This is a genomic window from Paludibacterium sp. B53371 (assembly GCF_018802765.1).
Lineage (GTDB): Bacteria > Pseudomonadota > Gammaproteobacteria > Burkholderiales > Chromobacteriaceae > Paludibacterium.
On record NZ_CP069163.1, the window covers coordinates 1,723,471 to 1,742,464 of the forward strand.

At 62.3% G+C, this 18,994-nt stretch carries 20 protein-coding genes; 9 read left to right on the forward strand and 11 right to left on the reverse strand.

All coding sequences use genetic code 11. The features are described from left to right. Nucleotides 1-612, forward strand: coding sequence for a histidine phosphatase family protein (locus JNO51_RS08220; protein ID WP_215782526.1), 612 nt, complete (start codon nt 1-3; stop codon nt 610-612). Between the two features lies 1 nt (nt 613). Here JNO51_RS08220 and JNO51_RS08225 read toward each other — a convergent pair whose 3' ends face one another. The 8 genes from JNO51_RS08225 to JNO51_RS08260 all read right to left on the reverse strand — a co-directional run bounded on the left by JNO51_RS08225 (nt 614) and on the right by JNO51_RS08260 (nt 7,131). Then, entirely contained in the window at nt 614-922 is a 309-nt protein-coding gene (locus tag JNO51_RS08225; protein ID WP_215782527.1) for a hypothetical protein, read from the reverse strand. 93 nt (nt 923-1,015) lie between these two features. Continuing rightward, nucleotides 1,016-2,797, reverse strand: a complete 1,782-nt coding sequence (locus JNO51_RS08230; protein WP_215782528.1) for a GGDEF domain-containing protein — start codon at nt 2,795-2,797, stop codon at nt 1,016-1,018. A gap of 83 nt (nt 2,798-2,880) precedes the next feature. Continuing rightward, complete coding sequence (locus JNO51_RS08235) at nt 2,881-3,381, reverse strand: phosphatidylglycerophosphatase A (RefSeq protein ID WP_215782529.1); 501 nt, start codon at nt 3,379-3,381, stop codon at nt 2,881-2,883. Further along, on the reverse strand, nt 3,356-4,318 hold the full coding sequence (thiL, locus tag JNO51_RS08240; RefSeq protein ID WP_215782530.1) for a thiamine-phosphate kinase: 963 nt from the start codon (nt 4,316-4,318) through the stop codon (nt 3,356-3,358). Before thiL ends, JNO51_RS08235 begins: the two co-directional genes overlap by 26 nt. Before the next feature lie 61 nt (nt 4,319-4,379). Further along, nucleotides 4,380-4,814, reverse strand: a complete 435-nt coding sequence (gene nusB, locus JNO51_RS08245) for a transcription antitermination factor NusB (protein WP_215782531.1) — start codon at nt 4,812-4,814, stop codon at nt 4,380-4,382. A gap of 67 nt (nt 4,815-4,881) precedes the next feature. Next, nucleotides 4,882-5,346: a 6,7-dimethyl-8-ribityllumazine synthase gene (gene ribH / locus JNO51_RS08250; RefSeq protein ID WP_215782532.1), complete on the reverse strand. Its 465-nt coding sequence runs from the start codon at nt 5,344-5,346 to the stop codon at nt 4,882-4,884. A 38-nt stretch (nt 5,347-5,384) separates the two neighbouring features. Continuing rightward, entirely contained in the window at nt 5,385-6,494 is a 1,110-nt protein-coding gene (ribBA, locus tag JNO51_RS08255; protein ID WP_215782533.1) for a bifunctional 3,4-dihydroxy-2-butanone-4-phosphate synthase/GTP cyclohydrolase II, read from the reverse strand. 31 nt (nt 6,495-6,525) lie between these two features. Further along, on the reverse strand, nt 6,526-7,131 hold the full coding sequence (locus JNO51_RS08260; RefSeq protein WP_215782534.1) for a riboflavin synthase subunit alpha: 606 nt from the start codon (nt 7,129-7,131) through the stop codon (nt 6,526-6,528). Between the two features lie 260 nt (nt 7,132-7,391). On the opposite strand from JNO51_RS08260, the gene nrdD reads away from it, so the two are divergent. The 4 genes from nrdD (at nt 7,392) to JNO51_RS08280 (ending at nt 13,158) form a co-directional block, all read left to right on the forward strand. After that, the gene (gene nrdD, locus JNO51_RS08265; RefSeq protein WP_215782535.1) at nt 7,392-9,539 is read left to right on the forward strand and encodes an anaerobic ribonucleoside-triphosphate reductase; all 2,148 of its coding nucleotides are present in this window, start codon (nt 7,392-7,394) and stop codon (nt 9,537-9,539) included. Continuing rightward, a complete protein-coding gene (gene nrdG, locus JNO51_RS08270) occupies nt 9,529-10,002 on the forward strand; it encodes an anaerobic ribonucleoside-triphosphate reductase activating protein (protein ID WP_215782536.1) in 474 nt (157 codons plus the stop codon). Before nrdD ends, nrdG begins: the two co-directional genes overlap by 11 nt. Before the next feature lie 772 nt (nt 10,003-10,774). Beyond that, on the forward strand, nt 10,775-12,412 hold the full coding sequence (locus tag JNO51_RS08275; protein ID WP_215782537.1) for an Nramp family divalent metal transporter: 1,638 nt from the start codon (nt 10,775-10,777) through the stop codon (nt 12,410-12,412). 59 nt (nt 12,413-12,471) lie between these two features. Next, a complete protein-coding gene (locus tag JNO51_RS08280) occupies nt 12,472-13,158 on the forward strand; it encodes a hypothetical protein (RefSeq protein WP_215782538.1) in 687 nt (228 codons plus the stop codon). A 36-nt stretch (nt 13,159-13,194) separates the two neighbouring features. Here the strand turns inward: JNO51_RS08280 and JNO51_RS08285 are convergent, their stop codons facing one another. Continuing rightward, nucleotides 13,195-13,524 carry a DUF190 domain-containing protein gene (locus JNO51_RS08285; RefSeq protein ID WP_215782539.1) on the reverse strand — a complete coding sequence of 110 codons (330 nt, stop codon included), beginning with the start codon at nt 13,522-13,524 and terminating at the stop codon, nt 13,195-13,197. Nucleotides 13,525-13,570: 46 nt separating this feature from the next. Further along, nucleotides 13,571-14,533, reverse strand: coding sequence for a helix-turn-helix domain-containing protein (locus tag JNO51_RS08290; RefSeq protein ID WP_215782540.1), 963 nt, complete (start codon nt 14,531-14,533; stop codon nt 13,571-13,573). Nucleotides 14,534-14,651: 118 nt separating this feature from the next. Between JNO51_RS08290 and JNO51_RS08295 the strand changes: the two genes are divergently transcribed. The 4 genes from JNO51_RS08295 to JNO51_RS08310 all read left to right on the forward strand — a co-directional run bounded on the left by JNO51_RS08295 (nt 14,652) and on the right by JNO51_RS08310 (nt 17,570). After that, nucleotides 14,652-15,185 (forward strand): cysteine hydrolase family protein, encoded by a 534-nt coding sequence (locus tag JNO51_RS08295; protein ID WP_215782541.1) that lies wholly within the window; start codon nt 14,652-14,654, stop codon nt 15,183-15,185. A 67-nt stretch (nt 15,186-15,252) separates the two neighbouring features. Continuing rightward, nucleotides 15,253-15,972: a 5'-methylthioadenosine/S-adenosylhomocysteine nucleosidase gene (locus tag JNO51_RS08300; RefSeq protein WP_215782542.1), complete on the forward strand. Its 720-nt coding sequence runs from the start codon at nt 15,253-15,255 to the stop codon at nt 15,970-15,972. Nucleotides 15,973-16,105: 133 nt separating this feature from the next. Next, nucleotides 16,106-17,035 carry a LysR family transcriptional regulator gene (locus JNO51_RS08305; RefSeq protein WP_215782543.1) on the forward strand — a complete coding sequence of 310 codons (930 nt, stop codon included), beginning with the start codon at nt 16,106-16,108 and terminating at the stop codon, nt 17,033-17,035. Nucleotides 17,036-17,108: 73 nt separating this feature from the next. Further along, nucleotides 17,109-17,570 (forward strand): BLUF domain-containing protein, encoded by a 462-nt coding sequence (locus tag JNO51_RS08310; protein ID WP_215782544.1) that lies wholly within the window; start codon nt 17,109-17,111, stop codon nt 17,568-17,570. Nucleotides 17,571-17,573: 3 nt separating this feature from the next. Here the strand turns inward: JNO51_RS08310 and JNO51_RS08315 are convergent, their stop codons facing one another. Next, nucleotides 17,574-18,974, reverse strand: a complete 1,401-nt coding sequence (locus tag JNO51_RS08315; protein ID WP_215782545.1) for a CoA transferase — start codon at nt 18,972-18,974, stop codon at nt 17,574-17,576. Nucleotides 18,975-18,994 lie beyond the last annotated feature (20 nt).

The following is an 18,994-nucleotide window of genomic DNA, read 5'->3' on the forward strand; positions in this document are numbered from 1 at the left end:
ATGCGCCTGTCCCATTTGTTTTCCGCCCTGATGCTGTGCTGCCTGAGTACGGTCACGCTGGCCGAGAGCCAGACCGAAACGCTGGTTTTTATCCGTCACGCCGAAAAGCAACCCGACGATCTTGGGCAGCTGACCTGCCAGGGTCTCAATCGGGCGCTGGCCCTGCCTACGCGGCTCAAGAGCCTGTTCGGCAAGCCGGACTACCTGTTTGCCCCCGATCCCGCGGTCCTGAATCACGGCTTCAGTTACGTGCGCCCCCTGGCTACCCTGGAGCCGACGGCCATCCAGCTGGCGATGCCGGTCAACACGCACTTTGGCTACGATGATATCGACGGCCTGCTCAAGGAGCTGGATCAGCCGCGTTACGCCGGGTCGATGGTGTGGATTGCCTGGGAGCACAACATGATCGAGAAACTGCTGCATACCGTCGCCAAGCGCTACAAGGCGGACGACCTTGGGATCAGCAAATGGTCGGGCAAGGATTTTGACCGTATTGCGGTCCTGACGCTGACGCGCGACGGCAAGCAGGTGAAGGTCGCCTACCGGCAGCTACAGCAGGAACTGAACGGCCAGTCGACCCGCTGCCCGCTGCCGGCCGCACAAGGGGGCTGAATCAGTCCCACTCATCGAACAGCCGGCCGGTACGGCCGGTCTGTGACTGACAGGCGATCTGCAGGGCACGGTTGATCGCCTCTTTCTTGCTTACCCCCCACCACTCGATCATTTTCTCCAGCGCGCGCTGGGCGTCACGCGTCAGCTCTACCGTCACGGAGAGCTCCTGCAGGCGATTGCGCCGCAGTTCGCGACTGCGCCGCTTGCGCTCCGCCACGGTCATGGCGCGCGCACCCAGCGGCTTGCGCCCGGGTTTCTTGCGCACGCCGCCGATCAGATCAAAAGTGTAGTGGTCGCAGGGATCTTTCATACACGAAATCAGGTCGACGGAAAGGGGCGCAAGCATAGCATAGACCGCGGTTTCCGTCATATGAAAACCGGGCTGAAAGCCCGGTTTGACTGACTAGGTTGAACGACCGCGCCGCCCGCCCTGTTGCAGGGGGTTAGGCAGACTGCGACGCGACTCCTTCACGATATACATATCGTTGTCTGCCTTGCGGATCAGATCCTGTGGCAGCGTTGCCTCCGCCGGATAGAAACTGACGCCGATGCTGGCCGAAATGAACAGTTCGTCACGGCCAAACAGGATGGGAGTCTCCAGCCGGCGCAGGATCTTCTTTTTCAGCAGCGCTGCCGCCTCGCGGGTATTCAGTCCCGGGATGATGGCAATGAATTCGTCACCGCCAAAACGCCCGACCGTATCCGATTTGCGCAGCGCGGAGGCCAGGCGCTTGGCTACCTGCACCAGCACGCGATCCCCCGCCTCATGGCCATAGCGGTCATTAATCTGCTTGAAGTAGTCCAGATCGATGAACAGTACGGCAAAATGCCCGTCGTTACGCTGACAGCGCCGGATTTCCTGCCCCAGCCGGTCAAACAGCAGCACGCGATTGATCAGGCCGGTCAGAGAGTCGTGGCTGGCCTGGAACAAAATGGTTTCCTGCGCCTGCCGGGTATCGGTAATGTCCAGCATCACACCGAACAACTGATGCTGTTGCTGCTGCTCCAGCCGCATGCCGCGCAGCGAGAGCCAGCGGGTATAGCCATCGGCATTGATCATGCGCAGCTCGAGACCGATCTGAGCGCCCTCCTCCAGACAGGCGTTGATCTGATCGCGCCAGCTGCCGCGGTCATCGGCAGCAATCAGGGCCTCGAATTCGCCCAGCCCCCACTCCGGCCGCGATGGCAGGCCCAGGAAACTCTGCGCCTCATCGGAGAGCAGCATGGTCCTCAGCTGCATATCGAGCCGCCAGTGGCCCAGTCGGGCCACTTTTTCGGCCATGGCCAGCAGTTCGACCTGCTCTTCCAGTTCGCCATGCGATTCGCGCAGACGACCCTCGACATTCATGCGTTCGATCACCCCGCCCACCCAGCGGGCGAGCAGTTTGACGAAAATGCGGTCATTGTGATCAAAACCACCCGGGCGCAACACCCGCGAACAGAAGGACACCGTGCCATACATCTGCCCATGCACCCACAGCGGGGCACCGATGTATGACTGATAGCCGAAGTGGGAGAAGCAGGGATGATCGGCCCAGGGAGAGTCCAGGAAGGGCGACAGCGCCTGCACCTCGTGCGACGCGGCCGTGATGCTGCAGTAGGTCTGCGCCAGCGGCCAGGTCTGGCCATGCTGCAAGATACCCGGCGCATTGTGCGCCAGCAGATGGAACACGCCGTCCTGAATGTGGCTGACCATACCCAGCTCGAGGCCCAGCGTGCGGGCGCCTAGCTCCATGGACTCGTCCAGCCAGCGCTGCCGGTCCGATTCGGCCAGCGTCATGATGTCGGCCAGCGCGGTCAGGCGATCCAGCTTGCGGATGCGATTGCTCTCGACCTCGATCAGTTCACTGACATCGGTCAGGCGCAACAGACGACCACGCCAGTCAGGCAAGGGACAGGGAATTTCTTCAACCGCCAGAATGGCACCACTGCGTGTGCCCGGCAGCAGGGAGAACAGGGTGCCGCGAAAAATGGCATTGCTGCGCGAGATCATGGCGTCGACCCGCCTGAGCATGCCGGACAGCTTCTTGCCGATCAGCTCGGTCTGGGACAGGCCCAGCACCCGCGGGACCATGGCATTGAATTGCTGAATCTGGCCGTCCACAGACAGCGTCAACCAGGCATCTTTCGAGCGGCCATAATGCAGCGCCCAATCGGCAATGCTGCTGTAGTCGGTTTTTTTCACGCCAGTCTCTTGGTATGCAGCTTACGTTTCAGTCTCAGTATTAATTCAAATGGGCGTGTTTGTCACTGGTTTTGAAGGCATCGCTAGATCAGATGCGTCAGTTGCAGGCCCCACAATATCGCCATGCAAGGCACGGCAGCCACAATATCATCCAGCATCACGCCCAGACCACCGTGGACGTGCTCGTCAAACCAGCGAATCGGCCAGGGCTTGAGAATATCGAACAGTCTGAACAGGGCGAAGGCCACCAGCCAGGCCAGCCAATGCGCTGGCGTCATGGACAGAATCAGCAGCATGGCCACGACTTCGTCGAAGTTGGCACCGCCATGATCGTGCACGCCCAGTGCCTGATCCGTTTTTTCACTGACATACACGCCAAGGAAAAACAGTGGCAGGCACAGCAGGGCCAGCCAGAGACCGTCGACACCGGCCAGCCGAAGCAGCCAGTAGCACGGGAACGCCGCCAGGGTACCAAAGGTGCCCGGCGCCCAGGGCGCCAGACCGCTGCCAAAGCCAAAAGCAATGAAAAAAATCGGATGACTGAAAACAAGCTTCAGGTCAGGCTTGATTTTGAAAGTGGTCATAACCTTCTCTCTCCAGGACAAGCAATTGGCCGTTGCCATCGATCAGACGTGCCGGCCCCGCGCCAGCCAGAACACGACCGATGCGACTCACGGCGCCCTTGCCAGCGAGTGCGCTGATCGCTGCACGGGCCGATACCGGCGCCGTGAAACACAATTCATAGTCATCGCCGCCTGCGGCCAGCGCCCAAGCCAGCGACTGGCGGCGCTCGAGCAGCCAGGGGTGGCTGGGCAAGGCATCCAGCCAGACTTCGGCCGTCACTCCCGAGCGCTGCAGAATATGACCAAGGTCGGCCATCAAGCCATCAGACACATCAATGCAGGCATGGGCCAGCGGCAGCAGTGCCTGCCCGAGCGCCAGCCTGGGGGTCGGACGCTCCAGCTTGAGACGACAGGCGGCCAGCACGTCATCCGGCGGCGCATCGCTGCCCGGCACATGGTGGTGCAAGGCCAGTGCCGCCATGCCCAGCTCGCCACTGACCCAGATATCATCCCCTTCACGGGCTGCATGGCGACACAGTGCCTGCCCATGCGGCGTTTCACCGAGAATAGTCACTGACAGTGTCAACGGGCCGCGCGTGGTGTCGCCGCCGATCAGTGCCACATCATGCGCCCGGGCCAGATCCAGCAAGCCGGCGGCAAAACCCGCCAGCCAGTCCGGCGTCACCTCGGGCAAGGCCAGCGACAGCAGGGCCCAGCGCGGCCGTGCCCCCATCGCCGCCATGTCGGACAGATTGACCGCCAGCGTCTTGTGCCCCAGTGCAGCGGCATCGACATCCGGAAAGAAATGCCGGCCACTGACCAGGGTGTCGACCGAGATATGCAGATCACACCCCGGACTCGGCCGGATGATGGCGGCGTCGTCGCCAATCCCCAGCGTCGTCTGGCTGCCGGTGGCGCTCGGCGCAAAAAAGTGCTGAATCAGTTCGAATTCGTTCATGGATCCGGATGTGAAAACACCCGCCGACAACTGCGGGCGGGTGTGACAGGGCATCAACCGCTTATTGCGGCCGGCGGGCGACTTCTTCTTCGCGCACCTGGGCGGCCAGCTTGTCCAGCACGCCATTGACGAATTTGTGACCGTCGGTACCACCAAACGTCTTGGTGATCTCGATCGCCTCGTTGATGATGACCGGGTACGGCGTCTCCGGGTGCTGGGTCAGCTCCAGTGCCGCCATCAGCAGAACGGCACGCTCGATCGGGCTGACATCCTCCGCCGAACGTTCGTAGTAACGGGCAACCAGCGCAGACAGCTGGGCGGCATCCTTCAGCACGCCGAACAGCAACGTACGAAACAACGTTTCGTCGGCCTTGGCAAAATACTCGTTCTCGCGCAGGTGTTTCTCGATGGTGGTAGCGGTTCGATCCGGATTCAGCGTCCATTCATACAGACCCTGAACCACAAACTCGCGCGCACGACGACGGGCAGTTTTCATTGAAGCAATTCCTTGTAAAGAACGAAGCCGCCCGGCAAGGCACAGGCGGCCTGTCAACACTACCAGCTCAGCGCAGCGCCTGCTGCAACCGAACCATTTCCACCGCGACACGTGCTGCATCGCGGCCTTTTTCCAGCATGCGGACTTCCGCCTGCTCATCGTTTTCGGTGGTCAGTACGGCATTGGCCACCGGGATGCCCGCATCCAGACCGATGCGGGTCAGGCCGCTGCCCGACTCATTGGAAACCAGCTCGAAATGATAGGTTTCACCACGAATGACCGCGCCCAGGGCAATCAGGGCATCAAAACGGCCGCTCTTCGCCATGGTTTGCATGGTCAGCGGGATTTCCAGCGCGCCCGGCACCGTGGCCAGGGTGACATCCGCGGCCGCCACCCCGAGACGGGCCAGTTCGTCCAGGCAGGCATCGCGCAGCCCGTGGCAGACATTCTCGTTGAAGCGGCTCATGACGATACCGAATTTCAGGCCATGGCCATCCAGATTCGGGGCGATACGATGGATGCTATCCAGCATGTTCAATCTCTTTTGCAATTAGCGCAGAACTGTTTATTTTAATCCATTTCCACGCCGCCGTGTTGCGGCTGGCAAAATCCGCTGACTTCGAGGCTGAAGCCGGCCATGCTCGGCAGCGTTCGCGGCGAGGACATCAGGCGCATCTTGCCCACCCCGAGCGTCTTGAGGATCTGGGCCCCGATACCGAAGGTCTTGTTGTCCCACACCGCCTGTACCGGCTCGCTGGACGGCAGCGCACGGGCCAGCAGATCGTCGCCGTTTTCCGGGCGGTGCAGCAGAATCACCACGCCACAGCCCTGCTCTTCGATGTACTCCAGTGCATTGGGCACGGTCCAGGAATGCGGCCCGGAGACCGGGTCCAGCAAGTCCATCACCGACAGCGGCTCATGCACCCGCACCGGGGTTTCCCGCTCGCAAACCGGGGTACCCTTGACCAGCGCCAGATGCGTGGCACGGGTCAGCACATCACGGAAAACATGCAGATCGAAACTACCGAACGGCGTATCCACCGGACGCTGGCCGACGCGCTCCACCACGCTTTCGGTACGGCTGCGGTAATGAATCAGATCGGCAATCGTGCCGATGCGGATGCCGTGCTCGTCGGCAAACTTCAGCAACTCCGGCAGGCGGGCCATGGTGCCGTCGTCGTTCATGATTTCACAGATCACCGAGGCAGGCGTCAGACCGGCCAGCTGCGCCAGATCACAGCCGGCTTCCGTATGGCCGGCACGCACCAGTACACCGCCCGGCTGGGCCATCAGCGGGAAAATATGCCCCGGCTGAACCAGATCCTCCGGCCGGGCCTGAGGCGCGACGGCAGCCAGAATGGTTCTGGCGCGATCGGCAGCGGAAATGCCGGTGGTTACGCCACTGGCCGCCTCGATCGAGACCGTGAAATTGGTGCCATGCGAAGTCCCGTTGCGACTCACCATCAGCGGCAGGTTCAACTGATGGCAACGATCCTCGCTCAGGGTCAGGCAAATCAGGCCGCGACCGAATTTGGCCATGAAGTTGATGGCTTCCGGCGTCACGAACTCAGCCGCCATCACCAGATCACCCTCGTTCTCCCGGTCTTCTGCATCGACCAGAATCACCATCTTGCCCGCCTTGATATCGGCCACGATGTCCTGCACCGGAGAAATCGCCATGCTCACTATCCTTTATCGTTGTTCTGTCTGATCACTGCTTGGCCAGTACCCGCTCGACCGTATCCACGATCGCCTGGGTCTGGGGATCAATCTCGATATTGACCAGATCCCCGACCTCGCGCACGCCCAGAATGGTGCGCTGCAAGGTTTCAGGAATCAGGTGTACGCAGAAACGGTGTTCCTGCACGGCGCCGATGGTCAGACTGGCCCCATCCACGCCGATATAGCCTTTGGTCAGCACATACTTCATGGCACCGGCGGGCATGTCGAACCACAGCGTACGGTTGTCCGGGGTGCGAATCACCTCGCTGACACGTGCCTGGCAATAGATATGCCCCGACATGGCATGACCGCCGATCTCGTCGCCAAAACGCGCAGCGCGCTCGACATTGACGCGATCTCCGGGATGCAAGCCCCCCAGATTGGTCACCCGCAAGGTTTCCTGCATCAGATCGAAAGCCACCTGATCGCCGTCAATGGCACTGACGGTCAGGCAACAGCCGTTATGCGCCACCGACGCCCCCGGCGTCAGTCCCGCCAGCATGTCCTGCGGCAGACGGACGACATGACGACGAAAATCCTGTTTTTGTTCCACGGCGACCAGCTCGCCCATGCCCTGCACAATCCCGGTAAACATACCCGCTCCTGTCGCAACACCCGCACTCACGGCGGGCGAATAATCTGGTTGGCTATGATACCCAAATCCACTGCTGGCCGCCGGAGCTTATTGCTTCACATAAAGACAAAAGCCCGGCTCAGGCAGCGCAAAACACAATATCTTGATGAAACTCAAATTCAGTCGCTACATTTTGCAAATTCTCTTTCCCGCCTGCCGGAAAATTCCCCTAGAGTACCGCCTGTCAGCAGCCCCCTTCCGTACAGACGAGAGAATTACCCATGCTTCAGGTCAAAAAACGCGATGGCGCGATTGTGCCCTACGATGCCAGCAAAATTGCCGATGCCTGCCTGCGTGCCGCACAAGCCGCCGGCTATCCGGCACCGCGCGCCCTGGCCGGTCATATTGCCGATGAAATCGAGCAGGCATGCCGAGCACAGCCACAGGATCTGATCGACATTCCCACCCTGCAGCAAAGCGTCGAAGACGCCCTGATGCACCACTATCCGGATGTGGCCCGGGTGTACATCGAATACCGCCATGAGCGCGACACCATTCGCGCCCAGGGCTCGGCCCTGCATGCCAAGCTGATGGGGCTGGTGCACAAGACCGATGAAGAGGCCACCACCGAGAACGCCAACAAGGATGCCAACGTCTTTCCGGTAATGCGTGACCTGATGGCCGGCATCGTTTCGCGCCAGTTCGCCAGCACCTTCCTGCCCAAGGACATCCTGCAGGCACACCAGCAGGGCGATATTCACTATCACGACCTGGATTACTCGCCCTTCCTGCCATTCACCAACTGCTGCCTGGTGGACCTGCAGGGCATGCTGAAAAACGGCTTCCGCCTCGGCAACGCCAAGATCGAGAGCCCGAAATCGGTCGGCGTGGCCTGCGCGGTCACGGCGCAGATCATCGCCCAGGTCGCCAGCCACCAGTATGGTGGCACCACCATTCCGAATATCGACCTGACACTGGCCCCCTACGTCGAGAAAAGTTACGAGAAAAACCTGCTCATTGCCCGTGAATACGGCATCAGCGAGCCGGAGCGGTATGCCCGCGAGCGCACCGAGAAAGAAACCTACGACGGCATTCAGGCCTGCGAGTATGAAATCAACACACTGTTCAGCTCCAATGGCCAACAACCCTTCGTCACCTTCTCTTTCGGCATGGGTACCAGCTGGCAGGCACGCGCCATTCAGCAAGCCATCCTGCGCGTGCGCATCCGCGGACTCGGCAAGGAAGGCGTGACACCAGTCTTTCCCAAACTGGTCATGTTCCTCGATGAAGGCATCAACCTGCGTCCGCAAGACCCGAATTACGATCTGAAACAACTGGCACTGGAGTGCGCCTCCAAACGCATGTACCCAGACATCATCTCGGCCAGACTCAACCGGCAGATTACCGGCTCCAGCGTGCCGGTCTCGCCGATGGGCTGCCGCAGCTTCCTGTCGGTCTGGCACGATGCCGAGGGCAAGGAAGTGCTCGATGGCCGCAACAACCTGGGGGTTGTCAGCCTGAACCTGCCCCGGATCGCCCTGGAGGCCAAAGGAGACCGCAGCCGCTTCACCAGCCTGCTCGACGAGCGTCTCGAGATCTGCCGCCGCGCCCTGATGACACGCATTCACCGCCTGGAAGGCGTCAAGGCCAACATCGCGCCCATCCTCTACACCGAAGGGGCGTTTGGTACGCGTCTGGCACCGGACGACGACATCATGACGCTGTTCCGCGATGGCCGTGCCTCGATCTCGCTGGGCTATATCGGCCTGCACGAAGTGGGCCGGCTGCTGTTTGGCGTTCATCCGGCGGACAGTACGGCGGCGCAGGATTTCCTGCATGGCATCGTGCGACACATGAGCCAGGCCACCAAGCAATGGCGCGAAGAGACAGGCATTGGCTTCTCGCTCTACTCCACCCCCAGCGAGTCGCTGTGCCATCGCTTCTGCAAACTCGACCAGCAGCGCTTTGGCGACCTGCCGGACATTACCGACAAGGGCTATTACACCAATTCCTTCCACCTCGACGTGCAGCGCAAGGTCAGTCCGTTCGAGAAAATCGCCTTTGAAAGCGGCTATGCCGAGCTGGCCAGCGGCGGACACATCAGCTATGTCGAACTGCCCAATATGCAGCACAACCTGAAGGCCCTGGAGCGCATCTGGGACCATGCTGTCGAACATGTGCCCTATTTCGGCACCAACACCCCGGTCGACTCCTGCGGTGCCTGCGGCTTCATGGGCGAAGCCCTGGCAACATCAGAGGGCTTCACCTGCCCGCAGTGCGGCAATCGCGACAGCGCCTCGCTGTCCGTCACCCGCCGTGTCTGCGGCTATCTGGGCAGCCCCAATGCGCGACCATTCAATGCCGGCAAACAAAAAGAAGTCATGCGGCGCGTCAAGCATCTGGGAAGTGCACAAGCCCATGAACTATGATCGTTTTTACACTGACGACCTGGTGAACGGCGAAGGCATCCGGCTGACGCTGTTCGTCACCGGCTGCCAGCATGCCTGCCCGGGCTGCTACAACCAGAGCACCTGGGATCGCAAGGCCGGCCACCCCTTCACCGCCGAGGTGCGCGACCGTCTGCTGCAGCTGGCGGCGCGCCATGACGGCCTCAGCCTGTCCGGCGGCGACCCCCTGCACCCGGCCAACCGCGAGGCCATCCAGGATCTGTGCCAGCGCTTCAAGCAACGCTATCCGGACAAGGACATCTGGCTGTGGACCGGCTACCGTCATGAAGAAATTGCCGAGCTGCCTTTACTGCAATGGGTCGACGTGCTGATCGACGGACGCTACCTGCAGGCCCAGCCCACCACCCTGCCTTGGCGCGGTTCCGCCAACCAGCGGCTGATCCGCCTGGCGCACCACCACGCCGTTGCTGCATCGCAAAATTGATTGGTCATACCCTGTTGACACCTTTAAATCCCGAAGCGTATATTTCACGCTCCTCAATGATATAGGGGGCTCCGGCCTTGGAAAGCAGTCCTAGTCGATCTTGCATCGACCACATCTAAGCCCGGCAAGACCACCGCTGTTCATCAGCCACCGTCTTGTCGCAGGCAAGGCGGTGCGCCTTCGTTTTTCGCGCATCCCACACTGAAATGATCGTTCTGCAGCGCCGCTGGCGAGGCAGACAACCCATCACGGCCCCTGGCACGTCCGCTCACCCTGTCGTGGCGGATCGGCACTGGCCGTGAACGACCATGGCACCGCCATCTGCGGCGCCATGGCTTTGACATTGGCATTTTACTGGAGCGCATCATGAACTACGGATCCCTTCTGGCGGCAGACATTCGCCGCGACCGGCAAGCCTCGCGTGTCGGCCTCACCCATTTCTTTCAACAACTGATTCGTCGCCTTGCCGGCCTGGCGAGTCACTGAACCCGGGAGCCAGCCATGGAAGAACCCAGTTGTAGTCGATCGGTCACGCTGACCGGCAACGGACCGCCAGGCAAGTGCAGTATCTGACCCTGCCCCGCCTGCCCCCCCCCCTTCAGCGTGACCCGATCCCGCGCCACCGGCGCACAGTTCCCCCCACTGTTTGTCCAGACTTTCAGGACGGCTTGATGTTGCCGCCGCAGTACGCGACGGTCAGCAAACATCAAGACGCCTTGTCCGGTCGACATGTCGGGTATCCCCACGCATTCGAATCGAAGAGAAGTAGACAATGAGCGAAAAAAACACACAAAGCGCCGTCCTGGACAGCGCCCACCTCGGTGACATCCGCGGCGCATTCGGCACCATCCGGCAGGGCGATCACGCCAAGCGCACCGGCTGGTGGCATCGCCTGCGCACCCTGCTGGCCATTCTCGGTCCGGGCCTGATCGTCATGGTCGGCGATAACGATGCCGGCGGCTTCAGCACCTACGCCCAGGCCGGACAGAACTACGGCACCAGCCTGTTGTGGACGCTGGCACTGCTGATCCCGGTCCTGTACGTCAATCAGGAAATGGTGCTGCGTCTGGGAGCCGTCACTGGCGTCGGCCACGCCAGACTGATTCTGGAGCGGTTCGGCAAATTCTGGGGCGCTTTCAGCGCCATTGACCTGTTCCTGCTCAACGCCCTGACCATCGTCACTGAATTCATCGGCATCACGCTGGCCATGCAATTCCTCGGGCTGCCCAAGGAATGGGGGGTGATCGCCTCGGCGGTGCTGATCATGATGGCGGTCAGTACCGGCGACTTCCGCCGCTTTGAACGTTTCTCCATGGTACTGGTGCTGCTCAGCCTGTTGCTGGTGCCGCTGTTCTTCATGATTCACCCGCCCATGGGCCAGATCGCCCGCGACCTGTTCGTTCCCGGCCTGCCCGCCGGCGGCAAGCTGTCGGACGTGATGCTGCTGATCATTGCCATCGTCGGCACCACCATCGCTCCCTGGCAGCTGTTTTTCCAGCAAAGCTACGTCATCGACAAGCGCATCACCCCGCGTTTCATCAAATATGAGCGTGCCGACCTGTGGCTCGGCATCATCCTGGTCCTCATCGGCGCCATCGCCATTATCAGCTTTACCGCCGGTATCTTTGCCGGCAAGCCGGAGTTCGGCAACTTCCAGGACACGGGGGCCGTCGCTGCCGGCCTTGCCCACTACCACAGCCCGCTGGCAGGCATCCTGTTCGCCATCGCCCTGATTGACGCCAGCCTGATCGGGGCCAGTGCCGTGTCACTGTCAACCGCCTACGCCCTGGCAGACGTGATGAGCATGAAACACTCGCTGCACCGCAAACCCGGTGATGCCAAGGCCTTCTATGCCGTGTACTTCCTGCTGATTGCCGCGGCGGCCGCCCTGGTACTGATCCCCGGCGTCCCGCTGGGCCTGCTGACCAATGCGGTACAGACGCTGGCCGGCGTCCTGCTGCCTTCGGCAACCGTATTCCTGCTGATTCTGTGTAACGACAAGGATGTACTCGGCCCGTGGGTCAACAGCAACCGGACCAACCTCTTTACCGCCCTGATCGTTGCGGCGCTGGTCATTCTGTCCATCATCCTGACAGCCTCGGTCCTGTGGCCGACGATCAGCGGCGAAACCATCACCGAGATTCTGGTTGGCGGCGGGGTCATGGCCCTGCTGGTCGTCGTGGCGTCACAGGTGCTGCGCCTGCGCAAGGAGGCCGAGCATGGCGCCGGCCGCCTCACGGCAGCCGGCCGGCAAGACTCCGGCAACTGGCGCATGCCGCCGCTGCACAAATTGCCGGCCATGCGCCTGTCCAGAAGCAACAAGCTGTGGATGGCCGTGCTGCGCGGTTATCTGGTGCTGGCCGTGCTGATGGTGATCTACAAAGTGTTTGAAGTCGCCATGGGTGGCTGAGGTCGCAAACGGCCGGTCGAGCCGAACTCGACCGGCCCTGACAAGGAAAGGAGTGTGTCATGTGGACCAATCAACCGCAGGCACCTTGTGATACGCATTTGCAGGCACGCCTCCGGCAACAGCTGGCGCATTGGTTGCAGAGCGGCCGGGGCAGCCACCCGATGGCGCTGGAGCGTGACCGGCTGGTGGCCCGCTTTCTCAAATACCGCATCGAGAGCCGGCTGATTCCCTTGCGCGATATGCAGGGACGCGCTGCCGGCACCCTGGCCCGCAGCTGGATCGGCACCCCCGATGGCCGCTCGCTGGACGGACAGACGCTGCGCCTTATCCTGCGTCACGATGCCGCGGCACAACGCGCGCTTCAGGCGCTGTGGCAGCAACTGCATGCCTGCAACTACTTTTTGCTGGCAGAGCGGCAAGGTCCGCTGCACCTGCCTCTGCAGCCTGGCGAGCAGGCCCTGGAAGCCACCACCACCCTGCAGCAGCTCGGCTTGAGTGCGCGTCATGTGGCGGTGGTGATTGAACCGCAATGCGAGCCAGCCGCCAGCTTTCAGCGCCAGGGGCTGCATGTGGGCATCAGTCTGGCGCGTGAAACCTGGGGCAGTGAACTGCCACAGGATCTGCATGCCGGTTTTGTGCATCTTCAGCCCCAGCGCTGGGCGGCGCAACAGCTGAACAGCCTGCAGCGCTGGGCACAGCAGCATGCTGCCCGCATCATTCGCCACGGGGCACTGCTCTGTGCCTGAGTCTGGACGCGTGGTGGCGTTGCGCTGGCAGCGCCATTACTCGCCCGGCACCCTGTCTGCCGACAGACCGTATTCGATCGGCGTCAATACATAAAAAACATTGACCTGATGGCTGGCCAGCAAGGCGAACATGGCATCGACCTCCGCCTGAGTCACCGCCATGGTGATTTCCTGCGGCTGACCGGACAATTCAAAGAAGTGACTGGCCTGGATATGACCACTGCGACCGAAGCCTTCGCTGGCGGTTTGCAGGGTGGCGCCTTTCAGCCCAAGCTGGCGCGCCTGCTGCAGCAGCCATTGCGCCAGAGGCAAACCGTGCTGCAAGCGGTCTTGTTGGGTATAGAACGTCAGTTGATAGCCACGCATGACAAGCCCTCCGTTTGATCCATCCATTCTAGCCACAGCGGATGCATCATGGGGCGTTCTGTCCCGGCACAGCAGCGAATGCCTGACGCCATTGCTGTGGCGACACACCAAATCGCTGGCGAAAGTGCTGCCGCAGTGAGGCCGCGCCGGCAAAGCCGACCTGCAGGGCCACGGCCTCAACACTGAGGGTGCGCCGCTCAAGCAGGCGTTGCGCCTGCCCCAGGCGCTCATTCAGCAACCACGCCCCGACCGTGGTACCCGTCAGGCGACGGAAATGACGGGTAAAGGTACGGCGGCTCATCAACACCCGCGACGCCAGGCTGTCGAGCGTATGCGGTTCGGCAAGGTGTGCCCGCACCCAGTCGATCAGCCCGCTGAGCCGCATATCCCCTTCGGCACGCGGCAAGGGCTGTTCGATGAACTGCGCCTGCCCGCCCTGGCGCTGCGGGGATAACACCAGGCGCCGGGCAACGCTATTGGCTCGTTCGGCGCCGATCATTTGCCGCAGCAGATGCAGGCAGCAATCCAGCCCGGCGGCGGTGCCGGCGGAGGTCACCACCTGACCTTCATCGACATACAACACCCGCTCATCCAGTACCACTTGCGGAAATCGCCGGGCAAACTCCTCGGCGCAGGCCCAGTGCGTACTGGCGCGCAGACCATCCAGCACGCCGGCATGCGCCAGCACAAAGGCCCCCAGGCACAGGCCAACCAGTCGTGCACCACGCCCGTGCGCCTGGCGCAGGGCTGCCAGCAGGCTGGCCGAAGGCAGGACCTCAGGGTCCCAGCTGGGCACAATGATCATGTCGGCCTGCACCAGCACCGACAGGTCATGCTCGACACCCAGCGCCAGACCGACCGAAGTATCAAGCAAGCCCGGGCTCTCGGCGCACACCTGCAGCACCCAGTCATCCGCCTGGGTGCGCATGTCACCGAACACCACGCAGGGCACAGAAAGGTGGAACGGGCTGATCCCGGGGAAAGCCAGCACGGCAATACGCATCGTCATCCAGACACCAGACAGTGAATTGGCCCGATTATATCGTTTATTGTCATTCGGGCCACTCTCTGATCGATTGCAAGCCGGGCACAATCAGCACACCACCACCTCATCGAAAGGAAACAACATGCCCACCTGCCAACGCGCCCTGCTGGTCATCGACATTCAGAACGACTACTTCCCGGGCGGTGCTTTCGAGCTGGCCAATGCCGAGGCGACACTGCAGCAGATCGAACAGGCCGCCGCCAGTGCGCGGTCGCAGCAGATCCCGGTCATTCTGGTGCAGCATATTGCCGATCCGGCCAAGGGCCTTTCCCCCTTCTTCAACCAGGATACCCATGGCGTGGCCCTGCACCCGCGCATCACGGCGGCAGCACCGGATGCGGCGATCGTGGTCAAGCGCTTTGCCGACAGCTTTCACCAGACCGGGCTCGGCGAGCTGCTGCAGCAATGGCAGGTCAAGGAACTACTGGTCTGCGGCATGATGACGCAGAACTGCGTCACCCATACGGCACTGTCCCAGGCGGCCGCCCCCTACGAGGTCAGCATCCTGACCGATTGCTGCACGACGGTCAGCCCCATGCTGCATGCCATCGCGCTGAATGCGCTCACCTCCCGCAGCGACATTCGCCTGCAGTCATGGCAGCAAGCCCTGGCCTGAAAGCCGCCGGCATGGTTTTCCTTTTACAATGTCCCCCGATACAGAGACAGGACACCAGGGGAAGACCATGAAAATTCTGATCATGGCCGCCTTTGCGGCCGAGGCGGCATCACTGCACCAGCATTTGGCGAAGCAAGGGGCATGGCAGACCGCAGCCATCCCCGGCCTGGCATCGGCGCGCACCATGTCTTGCCTCGACCATGAAATCTGCCTGGCCTGCACAGGTGTCGGCACCGAGGAAGCCGCCATCTCCACCACGGCGGCCCTGCGTGCCTGGCAACCCGAGTGCGTGCTGATGTGCGGCACCGCCGGCGGTGTCGGGCCTGGCTGGCGGGTCGGGGACGTGGTCGCCGGGTCCCGCATCCTCAACATGGATCTGCTGACCTTGCCCGCCATCCTGCAGGGCACACCGTTCGAACACTGCCTGCACAATGACAACACGCAGCGTCAGCTGGAAACCGAGTGGCCGTGCGATCCCGTACTGCTGCGTCTGGCCTGCCAGCTGCCGGAAGTCCATGCCGGCACCATTTTCTGCAGCAATAGTTTTCCGGTACCAGCGACCCACTTCCCGCGCATGCAGGCCGAGGGGTCAGGGGTCATTGAAATGGAAAGTGCCGGCGTTGCGCGTGCCTTGCACCGCTTTGGCCAGACCCCCATGCTCACGCTGCGCGCCATCAGCAACCTGATCAATGAACGCGGTGAAGACCAGGGAACGGCAGAAGGCAGCATTGAGCGCTGTGCACGGCATTTGTCGACAACGGTACAGGGTCTGCTGGCCGCGCTGTAGCCCGTCACGCCGCACTCGCGAGGCCTATTGCCGCACACGGGCCACTGGCTCGGGAACCTTCCACGCGCCACTCATTCCAAAAGCTTCAAATAATTTACATAAATTATCACCAAAGCATATTCGAGGAATGAGCATGGATCGTATCGATGCGATGAGGGTCTTCGTGCAGGTGGCCGAAACAGGCAGCTTTACGCGCACCGCCGACACACTGGCCATGCCGCGAACCAGCATTTCCGCCGCCATTCAGCAGCTGGAAAGAGAGTGGTCAACCCGTCTGTTTCACCGTACCCCCCGCCGGGTCGCCTTGTCGCGTGACGGGGTCCGGGCCTTGCGCCATTGCCGGCAGATTCTGGCCGAGCTGGCGGCGCTGCCCGGCCAGCTGAACACCGAGCCACCGCCCCTGCAAGGTGTGTTGCGCATCGAGGCTCCCGCTCTCTTTGCCCGCAGCATGCTGCTGCCGGCCCTGCCGACTTTCCTGGCCCGTCATCCGGCCCTGAGCCTGAACCTGCTCAGCAACGAGCAGCCATCGGCCAGCCAGGCCGATGCACTGGATGGCCGCATTGAGCTTGAGCCAACGACATCATCCGACTGGAGGCACGAACCACTGGGCGCACTGCTCATGATCCATTGCGCCAGCCCGGACTATCTGGCCCGCTTCGGCACACCGCAAACCCCTCAGGATCTGGTGCAACATCAGTTCGTACCCTGCCGCGAGCACCCCACCGGTCAGTCGGTGCCTTGGCGCTGGCCACGACAGGGGCAAGACTGGCCGATCCCACGGTCGGCACGCCTCTGCGTCGACAGGCGCGATCACCTGCTGGCCTGCGCCCTGGCCGGCATGGGCCTGATCCAGGCACCGCTGGCCGAGGTGGCTGAGCCGCTGGCACGCGGTCAACTGGTCAGTGTCCTGACGGCATGGAGCCCGGCGCCCGTGCCGGTATGGATGAGCTATCCGCGACATGCGGGTGTCAACCCGGGGGTGCCCGCGCTGGCCGAGTGGCTGAAAACGGTGCTGGAGAACCACAGGTTATTTGCCAAAGACATCGGCTATCCCATTGATTGAGATATGTAATTAATCCATTTTCGATTAATTAGTCTAAACTCAGACCAAGGGCCCCATGCCCCGGGAGATCATCATGAAACTGGTGCACATGATCTATTGCAGCGCGGCCAAGACCAAGGTGCAGCCTGCCGAGTTGATGTCGCTGCTGAAAACCTGCCGCGAGAATAACAGCCAGCACGACATCACCGGCCTGCTGTTGTATCGCGAGGGCTCCTTCTTCCAGATTCTGGAAGGTGACGAGAGCGAAGTCGAAGCCCTGTATGACAAAATCAGCCATGATCAGCGCCATATGCTGGTGTCGAAGATTATCTGCGAGCCGATCAGCAAGCGCGATTTCGGGCGCTGGTCGATGGGTTTTGCCATGATGGATGCCGACGAATTGTCCGCCATCCCCGAGCTGCGCGAGTTCTTCAATGCCGATGGCGCCTTCGAGGACCTGGGAGAGGGTCGCGCCAGAACCCTGCTTGCTGCTTTCAATCAGGGCCTGTGGCGCGCCAAGCTGGAAGATGGCGTGCAGATTCACCAGCACGCCTGAGCATCATCCGTTCCGGGCGTGCCACACGGGCGTATCACTGCCCAGCGCGCCAGCCGGGCTGACGATCGGCCAGGCAAAACCATCGATCTGCGCCGGCATTCTCAGGCGCCGTGCGGCGCCCCACGCCGTTTGTTCTGTGTAATCAGCCCAATCCGCCCCGGTTTCTGTCCATCCCGCCGCGCCCATTCCCTGCACACTGGTCCCCGCCTGCTGCAGACAGCAGGCCACCCTGGCCAGCGAGCTGTTCGCCCGCCATACCTGCCCGTCCAGTCGGCGCTGGCTCAGCCCCCTCAGGGCCGCACAGGCCAGTAAATAGCCCGTGGCATGGTCCAGTGCCTGTACCGGCAGTGGTGTCGGGCGCGACTTGCCCCCCAGACGCATACCGGCTTCGGCAATCCCGCAGCTCATCTGCACCAGACTGTCAAAGCCTCGCCGTAACGCCCACGGTCCGGACCAGCCATAAGCATCCAGTGCCACCTCGATCAGACCGGGCTGCAGTACGCGACGGCGCGCAGCATCCAGCCCCAGTGCCGCCAGGGCATCGGCCCGGTAGCCATGCACCAGGATATCGGCCCCCGACAACAGGGCGCAGAGCTGCTCAAGCCCGTCGCGTGACTTGAGATCCAGTCGCGCAGTGCGCTTACCCGGCGTCAGCTCCTGCTCCGCCCAGGGTTCGTGCCAGCCGGGCGGGTCGATGCGCAGCACCTCGGCCCCGGCGGCGGCCAGAAACCGGGTCGCCACCGGCCCGGCGATCACCCGGGTCAGGTCCAGCACCCGCACCCCGGCCAGTGGTCGCTGCGGATCGACGGGCAAGTCGCGCGCACTGCCTGCGTGAAAAGACTCAATGGCCAACAGGGGCTCACGGGCCAGCGCCCGCCCCTGAGGATGGCGTTCCCAGTCTTGCTGACTGCGCATTACGGCGGCGCAGCCACCGGCCGCGACCACTGCCGCCTCGAGCGACTCGGCGGCCCAGCCGGACACCGCCGCCTCCACGGCGGCACGATCGGCAGTCACTGCCAGTACCTGCAAGGCAGCCTGACGATGATGTGGCGCATTGGTATGCAAGCGGATCCAGCCATCGCGCGTCGCATAATCCCCCGCCAAGGCATCCCAGCTGGGCGGCAAGGCCCAGCCCTGAGGCCGGATGGAGCTGGCAAACCACAGCGAGGCCAGCCGCCGATCGACCTCTACCCGACCGCTCAGACCCTGACTCAGCTGGCGCCACTCTGCCAGCGCCAGCGTCGCCGAAGCGACGGCGGCGGCAGCCAGATCGGTGACCGGGTAACAAGAAGGCAACTGGCCTTCGGCGACAAAATCGACCTGGTCGCACCAGGCTGGATCGCCCTGTGCCGCAAGCCAGAACTGTTGCAGCATGTGGCGGGCATTAGAGAACTGAGTAGACATGGCAAGGCTCCATACGAGTC